The organism is Arthrobacter sp. NPDC058097 (genome assembly GCF_042884885.1).
In the GTDB taxonomy this organism is placed as follows: Bacteria; Actinomycetota; Actinomycetes; order Actinomycetales; family Micrococcaceae; genus Arthrobacter.
On record NZ_JBHVSZ010000001.1, the window covers coordinates 541455 to 563027 of the forward strand.

At 67.0% G+C, this 21573-nt stretch carries 16 protein-coding genes and 1 pseudogene; 9 read left to right on the forward strand and 8 right to left on the reverse strand.

Going from position 1 to position 21573, the window contains the following annotated elements; genetic code table 11:
- Positions 1-40 precede the first annotated feature (40 nt).
- Genes ACFVTE_RS02580 through ACFVTE_RS02590 form a run of 3 tightly spaced genes read left to right on the forward strand, consistent with a single transcriptional unit; the run spans position 41 to position 2942 of the window.
- Positions 41-922: a carbohydrate ABC transporter permease gene (locus tag ACFVTE_RS02580; protein ID WP_387096403.1), complete on the forward strand. Its 882-nt coding sequence runs from the start codon at positions 41-43 to the stop codon at positions 920-922.
- Positions 919-1824 (forward strand): carbohydrate ABC transporter permease, encoded by a 906-nt coding sequence (locus ACFVTE_RS02585; protein ID WP_387096406.1) that lies wholly within the window; start codon positions 919-921, stop codon positions 1822-1824. Before ACFVTE_RS02580 ends, ACFVTE_RS02585 begins: the two co-directional genes overlap by 4 nt.
- A gap of 38 nt (positions 1825-1862) precedes the next feature.
- Positions 1863-2942 carry a LacI family DNA-binding transcriptional regulator gene (locus ACFVTE_RS02590; protein WP_387096409.1) on the forward strand — a complete coding sequence of 360 codons (1080 nt, stop codon included), beginning with the start codon at positions 1863-1865 and terminating at the stop codon, positions 2940-2942.
- Here ACFVTE_RS02590 and ACFVTE_RS02595 read toward each other — a convergent pair.
- Entirely contained in the window at positions 2891-3856 is a 966-nt protein-coding gene (locus ACFVTE_RS02595) for a DMT family transporter (protein WP_387096412.1), read from the reverse strand. The genes ACFVTE_RS02590 and ACFVTE_RS02595 overlap by 52 nt on opposite strands.
- 17 nt (positions 3857-3873) lie before the next feature.
- Positions 3874-4467: a TetR/AcrR family transcriptional regulator gene (locus ACFVTE_RS02600; protein ID WP_387096415.1), complete on the reverse strand. Its 594-nt coding sequence runs from the start codon at positions 4465-4467 to the stop codon at positions 3874-3876.
- Positions 4468-4820: 353 nt separating this feature from the next.
- Here ACFVTE_RS02600 and chvE point away from each other — a divergent pair, with 353 nt between their 5' ends.
- From chvE to mmsB, 3 genes are all read left to right on the forward strand, one after another.
- Positions 4821-5945 carry a multiple monosaccharide ABC transporter substrate-binding protein gene (gene chvE / locus ACFVTE_RS02605; protein WP_354262792.1) on the forward strand — a complete coding sequence of 375 codons (1125 nt, stop codon included), beginning with the start codon at positions 4821-4823 and terminating at the stop codon, positions 5943-5945.
- Positions 5946-6066: 121 nt separating this feature from the next.
- Positions 6067-7596, forward strand: coding sequence for a multiple monosaccharide ABC transporter ATP-binding protein (gene mmsA / locus ACFVTE_RS02610; RefSeq protein WP_387096420.1), 1530 nt, complete (start codon positions 6067-6069; stop codon positions 7594-7596).
- A 5-nt stretch (positions 7597-7601) separates the two neighbouring features.
- Complete coding sequence (mmsB, locus tag ACFVTE_RS02615) at positions 7602-8900, forward strand: multiple monosaccharide ABC transporter permease (RefSeq protein ID WP_387096423.1); 1299 nt, start codon at positions 7602-7604, stop codon at positions 8898-8900.
- A gap of 84 nt (positions 8901-8984) precedes the next feature.
- Here the strand turns inward: mmsB and ACFVTE_RS02620 are convergent.
- The 6 genes and pseudogenes from ACFVTE_RS02620 to ACFVTE_RS02645 form a co-directional block, all read right to left on the reverse strand.
- Positions 8985-9808 (reverse strand): annotated as a pseudogene (locus ACFVTE_RS02620) (substrate-binding domain-containing protein).
- Positions 9809-9857: 49 nt separating this feature from the next.
- On the reverse strand, positions 9858-10757 hold the full coding sequence (locus ACFVTE_RS02625; RefSeq protein WP_387096426.1) for an aldose 1-epimerase family protein: 900 nt from the start codon (positions 10755-10757) through the stop codon (positions 9858-9860).
- A gap of 14 nt (positions 10758-10771) precedes the next feature.
- Positions 10772-12292, reverse strand: coding sequence for an L-arabinose isomerase (gene araA, locus ACFVTE_RS02630; RefSeq protein ID WP_387096429.1), 1521 nt, complete (start codon positions 12290-12292; stop codon positions 10772-10774).
- A 65-nt stretch (positions 12293-12357) separates the two neighbouring features.
- Positions 12358-13068 (reverse strand): L-ribulose-5-phosphate 4-epimerase, encoded by a 711-nt coding sequence (locus tag ACFVTE_RS02635; protein WP_387096432.1) that lies wholly within the window; start codon positions 13066-13068, stop codon positions 12358-12360.
- Positions 13065-14795, reverse strand: a complete 1731-nt coding sequence (araB, locus tag ACFVTE_RS02640; RefSeq protein WP_387096435.1) for a ribulokinase — start codon at positions 14793-14795, stop codon at positions 13065-13067. Before araB ends, ACFVTE_RS02635 begins: the two co-directional genes overlap by 4 nt.
- A gap of 105 nt (positions 14796-14900) precedes the next feature.
- Positions 14901-15911 (reverse strand): LacI family DNA-binding transcriptional regulator, encoded by a 1011-nt coding sequence (locus ACFVTE_RS02645; protein WP_387096438.1) that lies wholly within the window; start codon positions 15909-15911, stop codon positions 14901-14903.
- A 146-nt stretch (positions 15912-16057) separates the two neighbouring features.
- Between ACFVTE_RS02645 and ACFVTE_RS02650 the strand changes: the two genes are divergently transcribed.
- The 3 genes from ACFVTE_RS02650 to ACFVTE_RS02660 all read left to right on the forward strand — a co-directional run bounded on the left by ACFVTE_RS02650 (position 16058) and on the right by ACFVTE_RS02660 (position 21364).
- Entirely contained in the window at positions 16058-17623 is a 1566-nt protein-coding gene (locus ACFVTE_RS02650; RefSeq protein WP_387096441.1) for an FG-GAP-like repeat-containing protein, read from the forward strand.
- A 331-nt stretch (positions 17624-17954) separates the two neighbouring features.
- Complete coding sequence (locus tag ACFVTE_RS02655) at positions 17955-20195, forward strand: multicopper oxidase family protein (protein ID WP_387096444.1); 2241 nt, start codon at positions 17955-17957, stop codon at positions 20193-20195.
- Complete coding sequence (locus ACFVTE_RS02660; RefSeq protein WP_387096447.1) at positions 20192-21364, forward strand: hypothetical protein; 1173 nt, start codon at positions 20192-20194, stop codon at positions 21362-21364. The genes ACFVTE_RS02655 and ACFVTE_RS02660 overlap by 4 nt, the downstream gene beginning before the upstream one ends.
- Positions 21365-21573: the final 209 nt, after the last annotated feature.

Genomic DNA, 21573 nt, shown 5'->3' on the forward strand with positions numbered 1-21573 from the left:
CGGCGGGGGACCCCGGTCCCCCGCCCGAAAGGCCCCCGCCATGCTTCCCAACAGGTCACGACTTTCAGTCCTGGTGTTCCTGCTTCCGCCGCTGCTGCTCTACGGCGTAGCCGTGCTCTTCCCGATTCTCCAATCCCTCTTCCTGAGCTTCTTCTCGTGGAACGGCATCAGCGACATGGAATTCGTCGGTCTGGCCAACTATGTCCGGATGTTCACCGCCGATGACGTCTTCTGGCGTTCCTTCTTCAACGCCCTCGGATACCTCGCAATTTGCCTCGTGCTGCAGCTCGGCGGGGCCCTCCTCGTGGCCAGCCTGCTGACGTCCCTGCGCCGCGGCCGTGAGCTGATCAAGACCCTCTACCTGCTGCCGGCCGTCATCTCCACCGTGGCGATCGCCTTCCTGTTCGTCCGCATCTACTCGATCGACCCCGTGGGCCTGCTCAACCAACTCCTGGCCTGGATCGGCCTCGGAAGCCTGGAGCGCGCATGGCTCTCCGACGTCAACACCGTCCTCGCCGCTGTTTCCGCGCCTGAAGGCTGGCGCTTCACCGGCCTCTACATGCTGATCATCTACGCGGCACTGATCGCCGTTCCCAAGGAACTCGAAGAGGCGGCGGTCCTCGACGGCGCGTCCCGGTGGACGCTCTTCACGAAGATCCGCTTCCCGTATATCCGCCCGGTCTGGATCACCACCACCATCATGGCCACCACCTACGGGCTCCGCGGGTTCGACATCCCGTACCTCATGACCAACGGCGGCCCCGGCCAGTCCTCCGAACTCCTCACCACCTACATGTACAAAACAGCATTCACCAGTACCGACTTCGGGTACGCCAGCACCATCTCAGTGTTCATCGTGATCGAGTGCCTCGTCGCCGTCGGCCTCATCCTCTTCATGCTCAAGCGGAAGGCAGAGTCATGACCACCCAGACAGCCCCCGCCCCACCGACGTCGGCTGCTGCGCCTGCACCGCCCGCCGCACGCCGGCGCCGGCGCCGCCCGAGCGCCGCGCGGACCCTGACCCGCGTGCTCATCGCCCTCATCGTCGTCGTCCAGGTCTACCCCCTCGCCTGGCTGTTCCTGACCAGCCTGCGCAGCGAACACGACTTCGCCACCGGAGACCCCTTTGCGCTGCCCAAGGCACTCACCCTCGAAAACTACGCCCGGGCCTTCGAAACCGGAGACCTCGGGAAGAACATCCTGAACAGCTTCATCGTCACCATGGGCGCCAACATCCTGATCGTGCTGCTGGGCATGATGGCCGCGTACGCCATCCAGGTGCTCGGCTTCCGGCTCAGCCGCCTGGTCCGCGGGCTGTTCCTGGTGGGCATCATCGTCCCCGTCCAGATCGCACTGGTCCCCTTGTTTATTGACTACTCCACGGTGAACCTGCTCGACACCTACCAGGCGATGATCATTCCCCTTGCAGGCTTCGCCCTGCCCCTGTCCGTCTACCTGTTCTCCTCATTCTTCGAATACATCCCCCGCGAAACGTACGAGGCAGCCTCCCTGGACGGCGCCGGCCCGTACCGGATTTTCGGCCTGATCACCCTTCCGCTGTCGCTGAATACGGTGGTGACGGTGGTGCTGGTCAACAGCATCTTCATCTGGAACGACTTCATCTTTGCCAACACGTTCGTCCTGTCCGAGGAGCTGAAGACAATCCCGCTCGGCCTGCAGAACTATATCGGCGCCATGGGCAAGGTCGACTGGACCGCAACCTTCGCCGCCGTCTGCGTCACCATCACTCCCCTGCTGCTGGTGTTCCTGGTGCTCAACAAAGCCATGATCCAGGGCCTGGAAAGCGGAGCGACCAAGGGATGACGGCCGTGGCTGACGGATATACTCCAAAAGGAGGGCAGATGGGTTCAAAGGAGAAAAAGACGGGCAAGCCCGCGCCTGCGGCGCGGTCTGTCAGGGCCGCTGAGCGCGCGCACCCCGTCACCCTGCGCGAGGTCGCCGAAGCTGCCGGCGTCTCCACAGCCACAGTCTCCCTGGTCGTCAACCAGAAAAAGGACGCCCGCATCTCGGCCGAGACCCGCAAACGGGTCCGCGACGCCATCCATGCACTGGGCTACCGGCCCAACGCGATGGCCCAGACCCTGGTCAGCGGAACCTCCCGGTTCATCGGACTGGTCGCCGACGGCGTTGCCACCACGCCCTTCGCAGGCCAGATCATCCACGGGGCACAGGACGAGGCCTGGAAGCACGGTTACGCCCTCCTGATCGCCAATACCGAGGGAAACGCGGAGCTCGAGCAAGACGCGATAGCAATGATGCTGGAGTACAAGGTGCGCGGCATCCTGTACTCGACCTGGTTTCACCGCTCCGCCGACATCCCTGCCCCGCTCCGCGAGGCTGACTTCGTTCTGGTCAACTGCTTCGCCACCGAGCCAGGCGCCAGGGCCGTGGTGCCGGATGAAGAACAGGGCGGCCGCTCAGCCACCGAGATCCTGCTGCGGCACGGCCACCGGCGCATCGCCTTCATCAATGCCACCACCCCCGCGCCGGCCAAAGACGGGCGGCTCCACGGCTACCGCGAAGCACTTGGGGCGGCGGGCATACAGTTCGACCCGGACCTGATCCTTGAAGCGTACTCCGACCAGGAAGGCGGATACGGCGCGACGGAGGAGCTTCTGAAACTCGGCGTCACCGCCGTGTACTGCTACAACGACCGCATGGCCATGGGACTGTACGACGGCCTTCGGGAACACGGTTTGTCCATCCCCGACGACATGGCTGTGGTCGGATTCGACAACCAGGAAGTGATCGCCGCCCACCTCCGGCCCCCGCTTTCCACGGTGTCCCTCCCCCACTACGAACTCGGCGCAGCGGGGGTGCGGATGCTGCTCGGCGTTGACGAGGCGCCGGAGAACGGGGTGGCAAAGATCTACTGCCCCACGGTGGAACGGGCCTCGGTTCTCGCCGCGGCACACGCCTGACCGCTACCGTCGTCCTGGCCCCCCGGCTGGCGGGGAGCCAGGACGAACAGGCTCGCCAGCACCATTGCGACGCCGAGCCAGCCCAGTGCAGGCAACCGTTCACCCACGACGACGACGGCCAGCACCGCGGCGACAACGGTTTCCATGAGGGACAGGCCCGTTGCCGTGCTCGCGCGCACGCGCGCCAGTCCCCAGCCGAACAGGACATAGCCCGCGAACATCGGGACAAGCGCCATGTAGGCGCCCACCGTGAAGTTGCCCCAGGATTCGAGCAGCGGCCGGCCGGTCACGGCGAGCACCGGCATCAAGAGCGCTCCACCCAGGCCGAACACCGCACCCATGGCGGCCCGGGATGACACTCCCCCGCTGATCAGGCGGTGGGCAGCCCAGGAGTACAGCGCGTAGGTCACGCCGGCCGCGAGACCCAGGACCACCCCCGCCGGCACGGCCCAGGCTTCGGCGAGCGCGCCCGGCCGCTCTGCGCTGTCACCGGCAAAACACAGGAGTCCGGCGCCGGCCACTCCGATCAGCGCGCCGAGCATCCAGCGGCGGGTCAAATCCTTCCGCTCTGCCAGGCGCTCGATGACTGCCGACGCCAGCGGGGCCGAGCCGATCGAGACGACCGTTCCGAGCGCCACGCCGGAAAGGTGCATGGAGCTGTAGAAGGCAAGCGGGTACACCCCGACCGCCGCCGCCCCGAGGGCGACCAGCAGCCACCGACTGCGGAGGACGTCCCAGTGGTTCGCAATCGGCTGCACGGCGGACAGCGCCTGCAGCAGTCCGCCCACCCCCATGGCCACGGCGCCGATGGCCAGCGGACTCACCGACGGCGCGAACGTGGCTACGGTTCCGGTCGTGCCCCACAGCGTCGACGCGCCCACAACGAAAACCGCACCCAGAAGGGGCCCGTTCATCCGGCCAAGCACCGCTTTCACAGCCCCTCCAGCATCTGGGCAGCAATCGCCCGGGCCTCGTGCAGGCAGCGGTCTTCGCCCTCAAGCCCCGCCCTGGCCATGGCACCCTCCAGCAGGAAAGCCAGATGCCGGGCCACGCTGCCCGCGGCCATGCCCTCCCCCGGCTTCAGTTCCGCCACATGCTGGAGCAGGAGGGCCTCGACCTCTTCCTTGTGCTGCCGCACGGACCGCCTTCCGGGGGCGCCTGCCGGCAGTTCCGCCGCAGCGTTGAGCAGTCCACACCCCCTGAAACCGTGCTCATAGGCGAAGTTGGCGTGGTCGATGTAGGCGTCAAACACCGCCAGGACACGGTCCTGCGGAGTGGCTGCCGCCGCAACCCGCTCCCGGTAGAGGACAAGCCATTCCTCATGCCGGGCGGCGAGGTACGCCGCTACCAGGTCCGCTTTGGAGGCGAAGTTGTTGTACAGGCTCTTCTTGGCCACGCCCGCCGCCGCGGTGATCGAGTCGATGCCCGTGGCAGCCACGCCGTCCGAATAGAAGAGCCGCGCCGCAGCCTCCAGGAGGGACGCACGGGCCGGCCGCTTTACGGGCCGCCCTTCAGACAAAGCCACCGTTGAACCTCCTACAGAAACCGTGGGTAGGTAGACCAGTCTACCTACCCACGTAGCCGGTGTAAATAGCCGCGGAAGGTTGGCCAAAAGCACCACCGGGCACCGCCGTCGTTCTCTTCAGTTTGTGTCTTGCTTCACAGCCCCGGCGGGGATAACATAGTCCATGATTGTTAGCGCTAACAGGAATGTTGGGGCAGCCGGGGTCTCCGCTCCGGTGATGACAGCCTCCGGTGCCGGTCCTCTGGAACGGCCTCGGTACGCCGGACACAAGTGGCCGGCCCTGGCGGAAAGTACATACGCTTTCCGCTCAAGCACCGATTCGTGGCCCAACCAGGCCACGGAAGGAGAATAACGTGAGAATCAAGAAACTCCTGGGCGCCGTCGCCGTCGTCCTGGCTGTTACGGTGGGGGCCACCGGCTGCGGCAGCCGCCCCGGCGCCGCCACCAGCTCCAGCAGCGCCGACGCTGCCGGTGCCCTGGTTGGAATCTCCATGCCGACGCAGACGTCGGAACGCTGGATCGCGGACGGCAAGAACGTCTCCGAATCCCTGGCCAAGCTCGGCTACAAGACCGACCTGCAGTACGCCAACGACGACATCCCCACCCAGGTCTCGCAGATCGAGAACATGCTGACCAAGGGCGCCAAGTCCCTGATCATCGCCGCCATCGACGGCACCACACTGACGGACGTCCTGGCCAAGGCCAAGGAGCAGAACGTCAAGGTCATCGCCTACGACCGGCTGATCAACGGCACCCCGAACGTGGACTACTACACCACCTTCGACAACTATGAGGTGGGCGTCCAGCAGGCCACGTCGCTGCTGACCGGACTGGGCCTGGTGGATGCCTCCGGCAAGAAGGTCGAGGGCAAGGGCCCGTTCAACGTCGAGCTCTTCGCGGGCAGCCCGGACGACAACAACGCCAACTTCTTCTGGACCGGCGCCATGGACACCCTGAAACCGTACCTGGACGCCGGCACACTGAAGGTGCCCAGCGGCCAGACCAAGTTTGAGCAGGCCGCCATCCTGCGCTGGCAGGCGGCCACCGCCCAGAAGCGGATGGAAGACATCCTCACCGCCGCTTACGGCTCGGGCAAGAAGCTCGACGGCGTGCTGTCGCCCTATGACGGCCTCTCCATCGGCATCATCTCGGCGCTGACCAGCACCGGCGGCTACTCCAAGGGCGCCCTGCCTGTAGTCACCGGCCAGGACGCGGAAAAGGGCTCGGTGAAGTCCATCGTCGCCGGCGAGCAGTACTCCACGATCTTCAAGGACACCCGCAAGCTCGGCGAGCAGGCCGTGAAGATGGTGGACGCTGTCCTGAAGGGCCAGCAGCCCGAGACCAATGACACCGAGACCTACAACAACAAGGTCAAGGTGGTCCCGGCCTTCCTGCTGAAGTCCGTCATCGTCACCAAGGACAACTACAAGAAGGAACTGATCGACTCCGGTTACTACACCGACGCCGACATCAAGTAGCAGCGCTCCTCCCGGGAGCAGCACGGCGGGGGCGCCGGCAGCAGCCGGCGCCCCCGCACCCCACCCAGATCGACCCACCGAAACAGATCAGCTCATCGAACAGAGCAGCGGGAAATAACCAATGAACGTACCCATTCTTCAGATGCGCGGGATCACCAAGACCTTCCCCGGCGTCAAGGCCCTCCAGGATGTCACCCTGGACGTGAACCGCGGCGAGGTCCACGCGATCTGCGGCGAAAACGGGGCAGGCAAGTCCACCCTGATGAAGGTGCTCTCCGGCGTCTATGCCCACAACACCTTCGAGGGGGACATCCTCTTCGAGAACGAACCGTGCGACTTCGCGTCCATCAGCGACAGCGAGAAGCGCGGCATCGTGATCATCCACCAGGAGCTGGCCCTCAGCCCCTACTTGTCCATCGCGGAAAACATCTTCCTGGGCAACGAAATGGCCTCCCGCGGCTGGGTCGACTGGCGCAAGACCAACCTCGAGGCGGCCAAGCTGCTGGCCCGGGTGGGCCTGGACGAAAACCCGGTCACCCCCATCCAGCACATCAGCGTGGGCAAGCAGCAGCTCGTCGAAATCGCCAAGGCGCTGTCCAAGGAAGTGAAGCTGCTGATCCTGGACGAACCCACCGCGGCCCTGAACGACGAGGACTCCGACCATCTGCTGGACCTGATCCTGCACCTGAAGGGCCAGGGCGTCACCAGCATCATCATCAGCCACAAACTCAACGAGATCCGCAAGGTGGCGGACGCCGTCACCATCATCCGCGACGGCAAGTCCATCGAAACCCTGCGCGTGGACCAGGGCCAGATCACCCAGGAACGCATCATCCGCGGCATGGTGGGCCGCGACCTGGACAGCCTCTACCCGGAGCGCGAGCCGCAGATCGGTGAGGAAGTCCTGCGCATCGAGGACTGGACGGTCCAGCACCCGCAGGACCACAGCCGCACCGTGGTGCACAACGCCAGCCTCAACGTCCGCAAGGGCGAAGTGGTGGGGCTCGCCGGCCTCATGGGGGCCGGCCGCACCGAATTGGCGATGAGCGTCTTCGGCCGCACGTACGGCCGCGCCGTCTCCGGAAAGGTGTTCAAGTACGGCAAGGAAATCAACACCTCCACCGTCCCCGAGGCCATCCGGCACGGCATCGCCTACGCCACCGAGGACCGCAAGCACTACGGGCTGAACCTCATCGAGGACATCAAGCGGAACATCTCCATGGCTGCCCTGCCCAAGCTCGCCAAGCGCGGCTGGGTGGACAGGAACAAGGAAACCACGGTGGCCAACAGCTACCGGAAGAGCATGAACATCAAGGCCCCGTCCGTCGCGGCCATCACCGGGAAACTCTCCGGCGGCAACCAGCAAAAGGTGGTCCTGAGCAAATGGATGTTCTCCGACCCCGACGTGCTGATCCTGGACGAGCCCACCCGCGGCATCGACGTCGGCGCCAAGTTTGAGATCTACACGATCATTGCCGAGCTCGCGGCCCAGGGCAAAGCCGTCATTGTGATCTCCTCCGAACTCCCCGAACTCCTTGGCATCTGCGACCGGATCTACACCCTGTCCGCCGGCCACGTCACGGGTGAAGTCCCGATCGCCGAGGCCTCCCAGGAAACCCTTATGCACTACATGACCCAAGAGAAGGAATAACGAACATGTCCGCCCTACGAGAATCCCTCGGCTTCCTGGCAAGCCGCCTCCGCCAGGTCGGCATCTTCGTCGCCCTGATCCTGATCGTCCTGCTGTTCCAGGTCCTCACCGACGGGATCCTGCTGGAGCCGCAGAACGTCACCAACCTCGTCGTCCAGAACAGCTACATCCTCATCCTGGCCATCGGCATGGTCATGGTCATCATCGCCGGCCACATCGACCTCTCCGTCGGTTCCATTGCCGGGTTCATCGGCGCCGTCGCCGGCGTCATGATCGTGCACTGGGGCTGGGCCTGGTGGGCGGCCATTCCGGCCTGCCTCCTCGTCGGCGCCCTGGTCGGTGCGTGGCAAGGCTACTGGATCGCATACGTCGGCATCCCGGCCTTCATCGTCACGCTGGCCGGCATGCTCATCTTCCGCGGCCTGACCCTGATCACCCTCAAGAACCAGCAGATCACCCCGTTCCCGGACGAGCTGCGTGCCCTCGGTGGCGGCTTCCTGCCGGACATCTCCGGCGGCACCTCCGTGCTCGAATGGCTCACCGTGATCCTCGGCGTCGGCGGCACCGCTGCCCTGCTGTTCCAGTCGATCAAGGAACGCCGCGTCCGCCGCCGGTTCAACCTGGAAAACGAGCCCATGGCCTGGTTCGCCACGAAGACCGTGTTCATCGCCCTGCTGATGCTCGTCATCACGTTCCTGCTCGCCAGCTACCGCGGCACCCCGATCGTGCTGATCGTCCTCGCGGCCCTGGTCATCGCCTACTCCGCGCTGATGAACAACAGCATCTTCGGCCGGCACACCTACGCCATCGGCGGCAACCTGCACGCCGCCGAACTCTCCGGCATCAAGACCAAGGCGGTGACCTTCAGGCTCTTCGTGAACATGGGCGTCCTCGCCGCACTGGCCGGCCTCATCTTCACCGCACGCCTGAACTCGGCGCAGCCCGCCGGCGGCACCGGCTTCGAACTGGACTCCATCGCCGCCGCCTTCATCGGCGGCGCGGCGGTCCAGGGCGGCATCGGCACCGTGGCCGGTGCCATGATCGGCGGCCTCATCATGGGCGTCCTCAACAACGGCATGTCCATCCTCGGCCTCGGCACCGACTACCAGCAGCTGATCAAGGGCCTGGTACTCCTGATTGCCGTAGGGTTCGACATCTTCAACAAGAACCGCGCCGGCGGCGGATCCTCCATCGCCAAGCGCTTCAAGCTCAGGACCACCCCGCCTGCCACCGAAGAGACCAAGGCCCCGGCCGCACCGCAGGCTCCGGTAGACGCCGGCGCCCGCGAATCGAGCAACGCCTAGCTGGCAAACACGGCCAATGCACGACGGCGGCCCCGCACCTTTGCGAAAAGGTGCGGGGCCGCCGTCGTACTGTTTGCGAAGAACTTACCGGCGTGCCACCGGCGCCGCCGTCGAGCCGCGCACCACAAGCTTCGGGTTGAGGACCGAGGCCGCTCCGGAGGGGCCGTGGGCCAGGTCGGACAGGAGCATCCGGATGCAGCGCGCACCGAGTTCCTTAAAACCCTGGTTCACCGTGGTCAGCGGCGGGACAAAGTAGCCGGCCTCCGGCTGGTCGTCGAAGCCCACCACGCTGAGGTCCTCCGGGACGCGCAGGCCGGCCTCGCTGAAGGCGCGCGGTGCCCCCAGTGCCATCTGGTCGTTGGCAGCGAACAGGGCGGTGACATTACCGGCAGCGGCCAGTTCCAGTCCGGCGCGGTAGCCGCTTTCGGCGCTCCAGTCGCCCTGGATCAGCACGCCTGCCGGCAGTCCGGCCTGGCCAAGGGCACCGCGCCAGCCCTCGGTCCGGGCGGCGGCGTCGATCCAGTCCTGCGGACCGGAAACGTGGGCGATCGAAGTGTGGCCCAGGTTCACGAGGTGCTGCACGGCGAGGGCCGCGCCGACGCGCTGGTTCACGGCCGCCACGGTCAGGTGCTCATCCGCGCCGAAGCCCACGGCAACCAGCGGCACGGACAGCGCGATGGTGTGCAGCGATTCCAGCATGGTCTCGTGCGGGACGATCACCACGATCCCGTCGACGGACTGCAACAGGAAATGCTCGAGGGCTTCGTGGATGCCGGCGGCCGTCACCTCGCTGAGGCTGGCCATGCTGACCGCGCCCTGCGGGTCCGGGCGCTGACGTTTGGATGCGCGTTCAGGACGCGCGACACCGTCTGATGGGAGACGCCAGCAAGGCGCGCCACGTCCTCCATCACAGGAGGACGTGGCGCGCTGGTGGCTGTCACTGTATTCGGTCTGCGGTCATGTGGCGAAGATGCTCCAGGAAGCCTCGTGCGTGGCGCCCGGCTCCAGCCGGATCAGGTCCACGCCGCTGTTGAAGGCATCGGGCGGGCAGGTCATGGGTTCCACGGCGAGGCCCAGCCGGTTGGGGGCCGGCGGCTGCTTGTCCGCGGTGTGGATCTGTAGCCACCGGCAGGTGCGGTCCCAGGCCATTCCGACGCCGGTACCACCCGGATCCCGGACCAGCACGCGGGCCTGGCCGCCGCCGCCGTCGAACGCTATGTCCGTGAAGGCGTGGTCGATCTCGGTGGCGCCAATGGCGCGCGGCGTCCGGAAATCAAACCCGTGGCCTTCCACGGTACGCCTTTCCTTCGGCAGCAGCCGGTCCGGGGTGACCTCGAGGAACTCCCCGGCGGGGAGTTCGAGGATCCATTCATCGAGGGGCGCCGGGCCCGCCACCAGGTAGGGGTGCGGGCAGACGCCGTAGGGCGCCGCCGTGGCGCCAGCGTTCGATGCCGTGACCCGGCTGTACAGCCCGTCCCCGGACAGCCGGTATTCGACGCCGATCCGCAACGTGTGCGGGTAGCCCGCCGTCGGTTCCGGGGTGCAGGACAGCGTCACCGAGGACTCGTCCTGCGATTCCAGGTCCCAGTCCACCGGGAACACCAGCCCGTGCAGTGCACAGCCGCGGTCCGTCTCGTTGACCGGCACCTCGTATTCGGTCCCGTCGAAGGTGTACCGGCCGTCGGCGATCCGGTTGGGCCAGGGCGCCGCGACGATGCCGCGGTAATCGGGAATGGGCCCGCCCTCCGGGAACGGAACGATGAGGTCCCGGCCCCGGTGGCGCAGCTCCCGCAGCGCACCCGCCTGTGCCGTGATGGTGGCGGTGTACTCCCCCGCCTGGATTTTGTATTCGGTCACAGCCCTATTCTGGGTCACAGCCTGCCGGCCAGCCGGTAGTAGGCGGCGTTCCAGGCCAGTTCCTTCTTGAACTGCTTGAGCGTAGTGCCGTCGTCGATGGTGAGCAGCTCGGTCTGCGCGATCTCGGCGAAGTCCTCGAACACGTCCACGCCTACCTGGGTGGAGAGGACGGTGTGGTGCGCGGCCCCGGCGGTCAGCCAGGCAGCGGCGGAGGTGGCGAAGTCTGGCTTCGGCTCCCAGAGGGCGCGGGCCACCGGCAGGTTGGGCAGCGGCTCGTCGAGGTCGACGACGTCCACGGCGTTCGCCACGAGGCGGAACCTGTCGCGCATGTCGGACAGGGCGACGACGACGCCGGGGCCGGCGTCGGTGTCGAAGACCATGCGGACCGGGTCCTCCTTGCCGCCGATGCCCAGCGGGTGGATCTCGACCCGCGACTTGCCGGCGGTCAGCGACGGGCAGACCTCCAGCATGTGCGCGCCCAGGATCCTCTCCTGGCCGGGCACCAGGTGGTAGGTGTAGTCCTCCATCAGGGAGGCGCCGCCGGGCAGTCCGGCGCCCATGACCTTGGCCGCACGGATCAGGATGGCGGTCTTCCAGTCGCCCTCGGCGCCGAAGCCGTAGCCGTCGGCCATGAGCCGCTGGACGGCCATGCCCGGCAGCTGCCGCAGCTCGCCGAGGTCCTCGAAAGAGGTGGTGAACGCGGCGGAGCCGTTGGCCTCGAGGAAGCTGCGCAGCCCGAGTTCGATGCGGGCGCTGTAGCGCAGGGACTCGTGCCGGGCACCGCCCGAGCGCAGCTCCGGCGCCACCTCGTAAAGCCGTTCGTACTCCGCGACCAAAGTGTCGACGTCGGACTCCGCGGCGCCGTGGACGGCGTCGGCGAGCTCGTTGACGGACCAGGTGTTGACCGAGACGCCAAAGCGCAGTTCCGCCTCGGTCTTGTCGCCCTCGGTGACGGCGACGTTGCGCATGTTGTCCCCGAAGCGGGTCAGCTTCAGGTTCCGGACGGCAGCCCAGCCTGCGGAGGCGCGCTGCCAGACTCCCACCTGGCGGGCCACCTCCGGGTTGGACACGTGGCCCACGACGGTCTTGCGCGGAACGCCCAGCCGGGACTGGATGTAGCCGAACTCTCGGTCACCGTGCGCGGCCTGGTTCAGGTTCATGAAGTCAAAGTCGATGTCCGCCCAGGGCAGTTCCACGTTGGCCTGGGTGTGCAGGTGCAGGAGCGGCTTGCGGAGCAGATCCAGGCCCTGGATCCACATCTTGGCCGGGGAAAACGTGTGCATCCACGCCGTCACGCCGATCACCGAATCGTCCGAGTTGGCCTCCAGCGCGGTGCGGCGAATCGCGTCCGAATCCGTCAGCACGGGCTTCCAGACGAGCTTGACCGGGACATCGGAGGACTCGTTCAGCGCGGCAGCGATCTCCTGCGACTGGGCCGCCACCTGCTTCAGCACATCCTCACCGTAGAGGTGCTGGCTGCCGGTGAGGAACCAGACCTCGTAGTGCTCGAGGGAAGTGTTGTTGGCGCTGGACATTGGTGTCTCCTTTGAAAGTCGTGGGCCGCGCGTCGCGGCGGTGTTGCTGGGGGCGGGTGCCGGACCTAGCGTCCGTACACGTTCTGGTAGCGGTCGTAGAGCGACTCGATCTGGCCCTGGTCGATGGGCAGCGGTTCGCCGAGCTGGCGCGAGATGTGGACCGTGCGGGCCACCTCCTCGCACATCACGGCGGCCTTAACAGCGGAGCGGGCGTCCTTGCCGATGGTGAACGGGCCATGGTTCTGCATCAGCACGGCGGGCGAGTTGGATCCCTGCAGGGTCTCCACGATGCCGCGGCCGATCGAATCGTCGCCGATCAGCGCAAACGGGCCCACCGGGATGGGGCCGCCGAACTCGTCGCCCATCATGGTCAGCACGCAGGGGATCTGCTCGCCCCGCGCGGCCCAGGCCGTGGCGTAGGTGGAGTGGGTGTGGACCACGCCGCCGACGTCGGGCATGTTTCGGTAGACGTAGGCGTGCGCCGCGGTGTCCGACGACGGCGTGAGGTCCGGGTTCTCCCACTGGGCCGGAGCACCGTCGGCGTCGGCGCTCAGGCTGCTGACCGGGGTGCCGTAGAGGTCGGTGACCACCATGGTTTCGGGGGTCAGTGCATCGTAGGAGAGGCCGGAAGGCTTGATGACCATGAGGTCGTAGCCGGGGATCCGGCCGGACACGTTCCCCGCGGTCCACACCACGAGGTCATAGCGGGTCAGCTCCGTGTGCAGGTCACAGACCTCGTGGCGGACGCGGGCAATGGTTTCCAGCAGGGCGCTCATGCCGAAACCTCCTCGGGGGTCAGGGATTCGATGTTTGCTGTCCGAACGGCGTTCCGCTGGATGGCCTTGAGCCGGTGCATGACGTCGTTGGTTCCCCTGCCGAAGTAGTCGTGGAGGGTCCGGTATTCACGGAACAGTTCGTCGTAGGCGGCGACGTTTTCCGGGATGGGGGTGTACACGGCGCCCGGGGCGGCGCCCATCGCCTCGGAGGCGGCCCGGACGTCGGCATACTTTCCGGCGGCAACGGCGGCGTGGATGGCCGAACCGAGTGCCGGGCCCTGCATGGAGCCGATGGTGGACAGCTGGAGGCCGGTCACGTCGGAGTAGATCTGCATGAGGAGCCGGTTTTTCAGCAGGCCGCCGGCCACGATAAACTCCTTCACCGGCACGCCCGAGTCCCGGAAGGCCTCGACGATGGTGCGGGTGCCGAACGCCGTGGCCTCGAGCAGGGCCCGGTAGATGTCCTCGGGCCGGGTAGCCAACGTCTGGCCGACCACCACGCCGGACAGTTCGTGGTCCACCAGCACGGAGCGGTTGCCCGAGTGCCAGTCGAGCGCGATCAGGCCGTGCGCACCGATCGCCTGCCCGGATGCCAGCTCCGTCAGGTATTCGTGGATGCCCCGCCCGGCCTCCGCGGCGGCCTGGTGGTATTCCGGCGGAACGCCGTACTTGGTAAACCAGCCGAAGATGTCACCCACGCCTGACTGGCCGGCCTCGTAGCCCCAGAGCCCCTCCACAATGCCGCCGTCCACCACACCGCACATGCCCGGCACCTCACGGAGCTCGGCGCCGTTCATGACGTGGCAGGTGGAGGTGCCCATGATGGCCACAAGCTGGCCCGGCTCCACGGCCTTCGCGGCCGGGGCGGTGACGTGCGCGTCCACGTTGCCCACGGCCACGGCGATGCCCTCCGGCAGCCCGGTCCAGGCGGCCGCTTCGGCGGTCAGGTAGCCGCCGGCGTCGCCCAGGCGGCCGATGGTGTGGTCCAGCTTGGCGCTGACGAAGTCCTTGAACTGCGGGTTCAGGGCGGCGAGGAAGTCATCGGACGGGTAGCGGCCGTCCTGGTAGATGCCCTTGTACCCGGCGGTGCAGGCGTTGCGGACGTAGTTTCCGCAGAGCTGCCAGACGATCCAGTCGGCGGCCTCCACCCAGTGGTCCATTTCGGCGTAGGCCTCGGGGTCCTCCTCCAGCAGCTGCAGGCCCTTGGCGAACTCCCATTCGGACGAGATCAGCCCGCCGTACCGGGGCAGCCAGGATTCGCCCAGCTCAGCAGCCAGCGCGTTGATGCGGTCGGCCTGGCCCTGCGCGGCGTGGTGGCGCCACAGTTTCACGTATGCGTGCGGGCGGTTCGCGAAGCCCGGCACCTCGTTGAGCGGAGTGCCGTCGGCCTTGACGGGCACCATTGTGCAGGCCGTGAAGTCGGTGGCGATCCCGACGACGGCGGCCGGGTCGATCCCGGCGTCAGCGATTGCGGCGGGAACAGCATGCCGGAGCACGTCGCGGTAGTCGTTAGGCACCTGCAGGGCCCATTCCCCGGGCAGGCGGGCTGCCCCGTTGCCGGCCACGTCTCCGGGAAGCGCTTCGGTAACCACCGCGTGCGGGTAGTCGAACACGCCGCTGCCGAGTTCCTTGCCGTCCCGGACCCGCACAACCACGGCCCGGCCGGACAGGGTGCCATAGTCCACCCCGATGACATAGTTTTCGCTGCCGTCCGCTGTGACGTCCATGAATCCTCCAAATGATGGCCCGCTGCTTATCGGGCTGAAACTATTGTGAGCGCTAACAACTTACGGCGTCAAGTGCCGCGGATCAGTGATTTGGGGATTCGTCCCTCAGGCAGGCGCGGCGGTGCTCCGGCGGACCACGAGCTCGGGTGCCACCACCGTGGTGCTCACTGTGTCACCGTTCGCAATGGCGCTCAGCATCAGGTCCATGCAGCGCCTGCCGAGTTCCTCGAAGTCCTGGCGCACTGTGGTGAGCGGCGGGGTGAAGTAGCCCGACTCAGGCTGGTCGTCGAAGCCCACCACGGAGACGTCCTCCGGGACCCGGACGCCGGCCTCGTTGAACGCGCGGAGCAACCCCAGGGACATCTGGTCGTTGCCCACGAACAGCGCGGTGGCGGTCCGTTCGGCGGCCAGCTTCCGGCCGATCTCATAGCCGCTGCCCGCACTCCAGTCCCCCTCGACCACCAGGCTGTCGTCCAGCCCGGCCTCACGCAGCGCCGCACTCCAGCCCTCGGCACGCGCCACGGCGTCGATCCAGTCCTGCGGGCCGGCCACGTGGCCGATCCGGCGGTGGCCCTGCTCAATCAAATGCCCGACGGCGAGCTCGGCCCCGCGCTTCTGGTCCACCATGGCGCCGCTCACCGCCTCGCTGCCCAGGGACCCCACGGCCACCACGGGCACGCCGGGATTCAGCTCGGCCAGGGCCAGGAGCGTCTCGGAATGCGGCACGATCACCACGATGCCGTCCACGGACTGGTCCAGGAAGTGCCGGATGGCGTCGAAGATCGCTTCGCGGCTCACCGAGCGGAGGGCTGCGATGCTGACGAAATAGCCGGCGTCGCGCGCGGCCTGCTCCACTCCCAGCAGCGTGTTGGCGGGACCATACTGGGACAGCTCGCTGCCCAGCACGCCGATGGTCTGCGACTTGCGCGTGACCAGGCTCCGGGCTGCGGTGTTGCGCCGGTAGCCCAGCTCGGCGATGGCAGCCTCGACGCGTTCGCGTGTGGCCTTGCTGACGTTGGGATGGTTGTTGATCACCCGGGACACAGTCTGGTGCGAGACTCCCGCGCGCTCCGCCACATCCTCAAGCCGGGGCTGCCGGGCATTGCTTTTTGCCATGGGGTAATTGTGCGCGACCCGCAGCCCTGAACACGAATAGGCGCGGCACGGATGGACGCGGGCGGACGTAAACTGATGGGAGCAAAGGAGCGCTGGCGATGGGCGGCAAAGTTCATCATTCGGGGGGCCGATTATCCGCACGGCACATGCTGACGGGCTTCCTGCTCCTGCTCGCCCTTCTCCTCAGTTACCTGCCCGGCGCCACGCCCGCGCGCGCCGTATCGCTCAACGGCCACGACATCTCCTGGCCCCAATGCCCGACGGCGGTGGGCGGCTTTGGCCTGCCGCTTCCGCCGGCGTCGTCCCAGTTCGTGGTGATCGGCCTGACGAAGGGGCTGCCCTTCACCGAGAACCCGTGCCTGGCCAGCCAGGTGGCCTGGGCTTCCAGCAACCGCAAGCCGGCGCAGGCCTACACGATGGCCGCCTTCCCGACGGCCGCCCAGCTCGCCACCTACCGGTCCCAGGGACCGTGGTCCGCAGCCACCCGGGCGGGACAGCTCTCCAACGTCGGCTACGCGGAGGCCCGCTTCGCTGTTGCCAGCCTCGCACGGGTGCGGTTTGCGCCGCGCGTGGTGTGGATCGACGTCGAGCCCCGTCCGGCCCAGCCGTGGCCCACCGCGAGCGCAGCGCAGCAGCGCGAAAACCGGTACATCGTGGAGGGCCTGATGCGCGGTCTGCGCGATTCCGGTTATTCCTATGGCCTGTACTCGTTCGCCTCCGGCTGGGCCAGCATCACCGGCTCCTGGCACCTCTCCGGCGTTCCCGTGTGGGCCACCGCGGGCCGGCTCGACTTCCCCGGCGAAGCCCAGAACCTCTGCCGCACGGCCAGCTTCTCCGGCGGCCGCGTGTACATCTCGCAGTGGTACGACGACGTCCGGGACTACGACCTGACCTGCGACCCCTACGCCTTCACTCCCCTGCCCGTTCCGGCGTCCACCCTGTCCAGGTCGACCGGCGACTTCAACGGGGACTGGAATACGGACATCCTGGCCCGCGTGACGGCCACGGCCGAGTTGCGGCTGTACCCGGGGACCGGCCGCGGCGGCAGGCTGCCCGGCGTGCGGATCGGCACCGGCTGGAACGGCTTCAGCGCCCTCGAAACACCCGGCGATTTCAACGGCGACGGCGCGCAGGACGTCTTCGCCAGGGAGGCCGCCACCGGATACCTGTGGATGTACCGCGGCAACGGTACCGGCGGGTTCCTCCCACGGATTAGGCTCGGCACCGGCTGGAACAGCTTCAGCGCGATCATCGGCCCGGGTGACTTCAACGGTGACCAGCGCGTGGACATCCTCGCCCGCGAGTCTGCCACCGGCGTCCTCTGGCTGTACCGCGGCAACGGCAGCGGGGCGTTCCTGCCGCGGATCCGCGTGGGCTCCGGCTGGAATGCCTTCAATGCCCTGGTGGGCCCGGGCGACATGAACGGCGACGGCGCCACCGACGTCCTGGCACGGGAGGCTGCCACCGGCGTCCTGTGGCTGTACCGCGGCAGCGGCACGGGCGGCTGGCTCCCCCGCGTCCGGGTGGGCGCCGGCTGGAACGCCATGACCGCCGTCGTGAGTCCCGGCGACTTCAACGGCGACCGTAACCCCGACCTGCTGGCCCGGGACGCCGCCGGCGTCCTGTGGCTCTATCCCGGGCTGGGCACGGGGCAATTCGCCTCCCGCGTGCGCATCAGCGCCGGCTGGAACGGGCTCGCCCCGCTGTTCTAGCGCGGGCTCCTGGTCGATCGTTTCACCCGGCCAGTGATCGATCGTTTCACCAAAACGGCCGTTTTCCGGCCCATTCCTTTTGTTTACTGGGCCGTAGCCTTGGAACGGCCACCCCCTTATACCCATCTCATTGAGGGGGTATGCACGGCATTCGTCCAATGTTTTTCCAACCCCCTGCCCGCACTGTAGTTGCGCGGGGCAACGACAAGCGCAGCCGGCTTCCGCAAGGCCAGGATCTCCCGGTGCAGAAACCGCCGGGGAAAGACCCTGAGAAAGCTCGAATACCGGGGCCCGCAGGCCATCTTTTTTGCCCCGAAGGAGGCGCATACCCATGTCAGAAGAAACCGTAGCCACAAACGAAGTGCCGACACACACAGTGCCGGCAAACACAGTGTCCCGCCGCAACATGTTGCGGATCGGCGCGGCCGGAGGCGCCGGCGCGGCCCTCGTTGCCGCCCAGGGCTGGGCGGGCCCCCTGCTCGCGCAGAAGGGCCTCCTTTCGCCCGACGGCGCGTTCGGCGCCTCGTCCACCGCCCTCGGTGATCTGTTGTTCTACATTGAGGCGTTCCCCACCAGCCCGCTGATCCTGACGCCGTTCACGGACCAGTTGCCCATTCCCAAGGCGTTGGCTCCGACGCCGGCCGTGGGGGACGCCTTCACCAAGGGCTACACCGAGTGGAGCGATCCGCCCGGACCCGGCCAGGGCCAGCAGAGCTCGTTCAAGAACGAGCAGCACCAAATCTGGCCCTCCAAGCTGAACTATCCGGACCCGCTTGTGTACAAGATCGACATCCTGCTGCGGCAGCACGCATTCACCACCTCCCAGGTGCTGCCCATCGACGCGAACGGCCGCCCGACGATCTCCTTCGACGAGAAGCGCAAGACGTACCCGGCCGGGACCAAGCGCACGCTGCCGATGAGCACCATCTACGGCTTCAACGGGACTTTCCCCGGCCCGATGATCAACGCCGAGTACGGCAAACCGGCACTGGTGCGGTTCGAGAACCACCTGGACGAGAACCCGCTGAACCTGGACCGCCAGGACTTCGGCTCGCCGGACTGGTCCTTCCTGACCCACCTCCACAACGGCCACACGGCCCCGGAGAGCGACGGCAACCCGCACTACAGCATGGTGAGCGGACCCAAGTACGAGGGCTACCTGCCGAAGTCATTCTGCGACAACCTGTATCTGAACTGGCCCGCCGGGGGCGACGACCGGGAAAAGCAGAGCTTCTTCTGGTTCCACGACCACCGGATGGACCACACGGGCTCCAACGTCTACAAGGGCATGGTGGGCCTCTACCCGATCTATGACCCGAAGAACGGCATGGACATGGGAGACGAACGCCAGGGCCTGCGGCTTCCGGGCGTCCGCAAGGACAACCCGGACGGTTCCTTCGACGTGGACTACGACGTCCCGCTGGCCTTCTACGACTGCAGGCTCGACGACGGCGTCACCATGCACAAGGACATCCACGATGTCCAGAAGGAGTTCCCGGACGCCAAGAACCCGGCCAAGCACCCCGAGTGGTGGGGCAAGACCTTCTACAAGCACTTCCCCAACCACGGGTTCGTGGGCGACATCTTCACCGTGAACGGCACGGCCTACCCGGTCATGGAGGTGAAGCGCCGCAAGTACCGCTTCCGCTTCCTGGACGCGTCCATCGCCCGGATCTACGAATTCAAACTGATGAGTTCCACCAAGGGCCCGAAGACCTCGGTCTCGCTCGGTTACAAGGGTGATGAGCTGGAGGGCCAGTACCGCATCCCGGACGCTCAGCAGTGCATGCAGTTCACCCAGATCGCGTCCGACGGCGGTCTGTTGCCGTTCCCGATCAAGCGCGACTCCTTCGAGCTGTGGCCGGCCAAGCGGCGCGAAGTGGTCATTGACTTCACGAAGTACCAGGACGGCACCCCCACGACCAAGGGCGACGTCATCTACCTCACCGACGTGATGAAGATGCCCAACGGCCGGATGTGGACCAACTCGTCCCGGTTCTCGCCCGACCCCGCCTACAAGGTCCCGGTGCTCAAGTTCGTGATCGGCGACGACGCTCCGGATGACAGCGTCATCCCGACCGGAATGATGCGTGAGCTCCCGCCGTTGCCCAGCAACTGGCAGACCATGCTGGACAACCGGCTGATCTTCGAGGTGGAGCGCGGTTCGGGCGGCGGCGAGACGGAATGGCTCATCAACGGCAAGCCCTTCACGCCGAACACGGTGGCCACCAGCCTCAAGAACCGCGCCGGCCGCTCCCCGCTCGCCCAGCAGAAGAAGGGCAGCTACAACCTGTGGGAGATCCGCAACGGGGGCGGCGGCTGGGTCCATCCGTTCCACCTGCACATGGAGGAACACCGGGTGGTGATGCGCAACGGCAGGGACGTCACCCGCGGCGGCGACAAGGGCCATCCCGACGACGTGTCACGTGAGGATCTGGTGGCCCTGGATCCCGGCGAGTCGACCATCATCTACCGCGGCTTCCGCGACTTCGTTGGACCGTACGTGGCCCACTGCCACAACCTGGCGCACGAGGACCACGCCATGATGTTCGGCTGGGAGATCACGCCATGACAGCGGTACCCGCGGGCACCGCCAGCTGGAGCAGCAGCGGGACCGGCGCCGAGGCGCCGGCCCGCCCCGCCGTCCCCTGGCTGACGGTCATCCCGCTGGCGGCGATGATGGCCTTCGCCGACGGCTTCTGGATGGTGTCGCTCAGGGGCGCCGTGGGGGCCATCGAACGCACCCAGGAGCCGTTCCTCAGCTGGCTCCGGGAGTCCACGGTGCTGCTCCCGGTGTTCGTACTGGCTGTCATCGCGGCCGTGACGCTGTCCATGCGGTGGTTCGGGCCGGTGCTGGCGGGGAAGAAGGCCTTCTTCACCACGGCCCTGCTCATTGCCGCCGCCGGCACCCTGGCCGGGGCCCTCACGCTGGCCGCCAGCCAGGCCTGGGACTACGTCCTCCAGCATGACCTGATGAGCCACCTGCACCATTCGAACTCCGCGCAGTCGGTGGACCAGCTGGACCAGTCCTCGCTGGGACTCCAACTGGCCGCCTTCGGCTACGGCGTCGGCCTGCTGCTGGTCTCCAACCTCGTGGTGACCGGGTGGACGGTGGCGATCCGGGGCGGGCGGCTGGACGTCAGCCGCCGGCCGAAGGCTTCGTCCGGGCGTGCTCCCCGCCGTGCGCGGTCCGACAGTGACCGGACTGGCCCCACGGACCTCAGGCTGACGCTCGCTGCGGTGGCACTGTTCGGCTGCGCCGCCATCCATCTGGCCGTCATACCGGACCACCTCAACCACTGGGTGGTGGCCAGCGCGTTCTTCCTCACCCTGGCCATGGCGGAGGCGGCCGGCGCCGCCCTGCTGCTGGGCCGGCCCGGCGAGAACGTCCTCGCTGCCATCGCCGCCGCCTCCGCGGTTCCGCTGGCGCTGTGGGTCTGGTCCCGCACATCCGGGCTGCCGTTCGGTCCCAACTCCAACGTGGCCGAACCGTTGGGCCTGGCCGACATCGCAGCGTCCCTCCTTGAGCTCGGGACCCTGGCGATCGCCGTCGTCCTGTTCCGCGCCAGGCGCAAGGGTACCGGCGAGCCGGAGAGGCGGACGACGCCGTCGGCCCACCTCCGCGCGCTGGCCGTGGTGGGGGCCATCGCCATCGGATCCCTGGGCGTGGCCGGAGCCGTGCCCGGCTTGCTCGGCGACGTGGACACCTCAGGAAACACCACGCACAGCACCACTCATTAGGAAGACTTTTTCAGTTCAAAGTCCGACGACGGCGGCTCCCTGTTTTTTGGGGGGGCCGCCCTCGTCGTGTCGGGCGTGCAACGGCAGTTACAAGCAATTTACATTCCCGAAACCCAAGGCAGTTTCCGGAGTCCTATGTTGTGTGGACAAACGGCATTCGTCCGGGTCTCAGCAAGAAATGCCACCCACCGATTTTCCTGAGTGGAGTT

Coding starts and splice junctions, on each gene's coding strand:
- ACFVTE_RS02590 (WP_387096409.1), top strand. CDS start 1,863: ATGGGTTCAAAGGAGAAAAAGACGGGCAAGCCCGCGCCTGCGGCGCGG.
- ACFVTE_RS02595 (WP_387096412.1), bottom strand. CDS start 3,856: ATGAACGGGCCCCTTCTGGGTGCGGTTTTCGTTGTGGGCGCGTCGACG.
- ACFVTE_RS02585 (WP_387096406.1), top strand. CDS start 919: ATGACCACCCAGACAGCCCCCGCCCCACCGACGTCGGCTGCTGCGCCT.
- ACFVTE_RS02650 (WP_387096441.1), top strand. CDS start 16,058: ATGCTGACGGGCTTCCTGCTCCTGCTCGCCCTTCTCCTCAGTTACCTG.
- mmsB (WP_387096423.1), top strand. CDS start 7,602: ATGTCCGCCCTACGAGAATCCCTCGGCTTCCTGGCAAGCCGCCTCCGC.
- ACFVTE_RS02635 (WP_387096432.1), bottom strand. CDS start 13,068: ATGAGCGCCCTGCTGGAAACCATTGCCCGCGTCCGCCACGAGGTCTGT.
- ACFVTE_RS02660 (WP_387096447.1), top strand. CDS start 20,192: ATGACAGCGGTACCCGCGGGCACCGCCAGCTGGAGCAGCAGCGGGACC.
- mmsA (WP_387096420.1), top strand. CDS start 6,067: ATGAACGTACCCATTCTTCAGATGCGCGGGATCACCAAGACCTTCCCC.
- ACFVTE_RS02580 (WP_387096403.1), top strand. CDS start 41: ATGCTTCCCAACAGGTCACGACTTTCAGTCCTGGTGTTCCTGCTTCCG.
- ACFVTE_RS02645 (WP_387096438.1), bottom strand. CDS start 15,911: ATGGCAAAAAGCAATGCCCGGCAGCCCCGGCTTGAGGATGTGGCGGAG.
- araB (WP_387096435.1), bottom strand. CDS start 14,795: ATGGACGTCACAGCGGACGGCAGCGAAAACTATGTCATCGGGGTGGAC.
- araA (WP_387096429.1), bottom strand. CDS start 12,292: ATGTCCAGCGCCAACAACACTTCCCTCGAGCACTACGAGGTCTGGTTC.
- ACFVTE_RS02655 (WP_387096444.1), top strand. CDS start 17,955: ATGTCAGAAGAAACCGTAGCCACAAACGAAGTGCCGACACACACAGTG.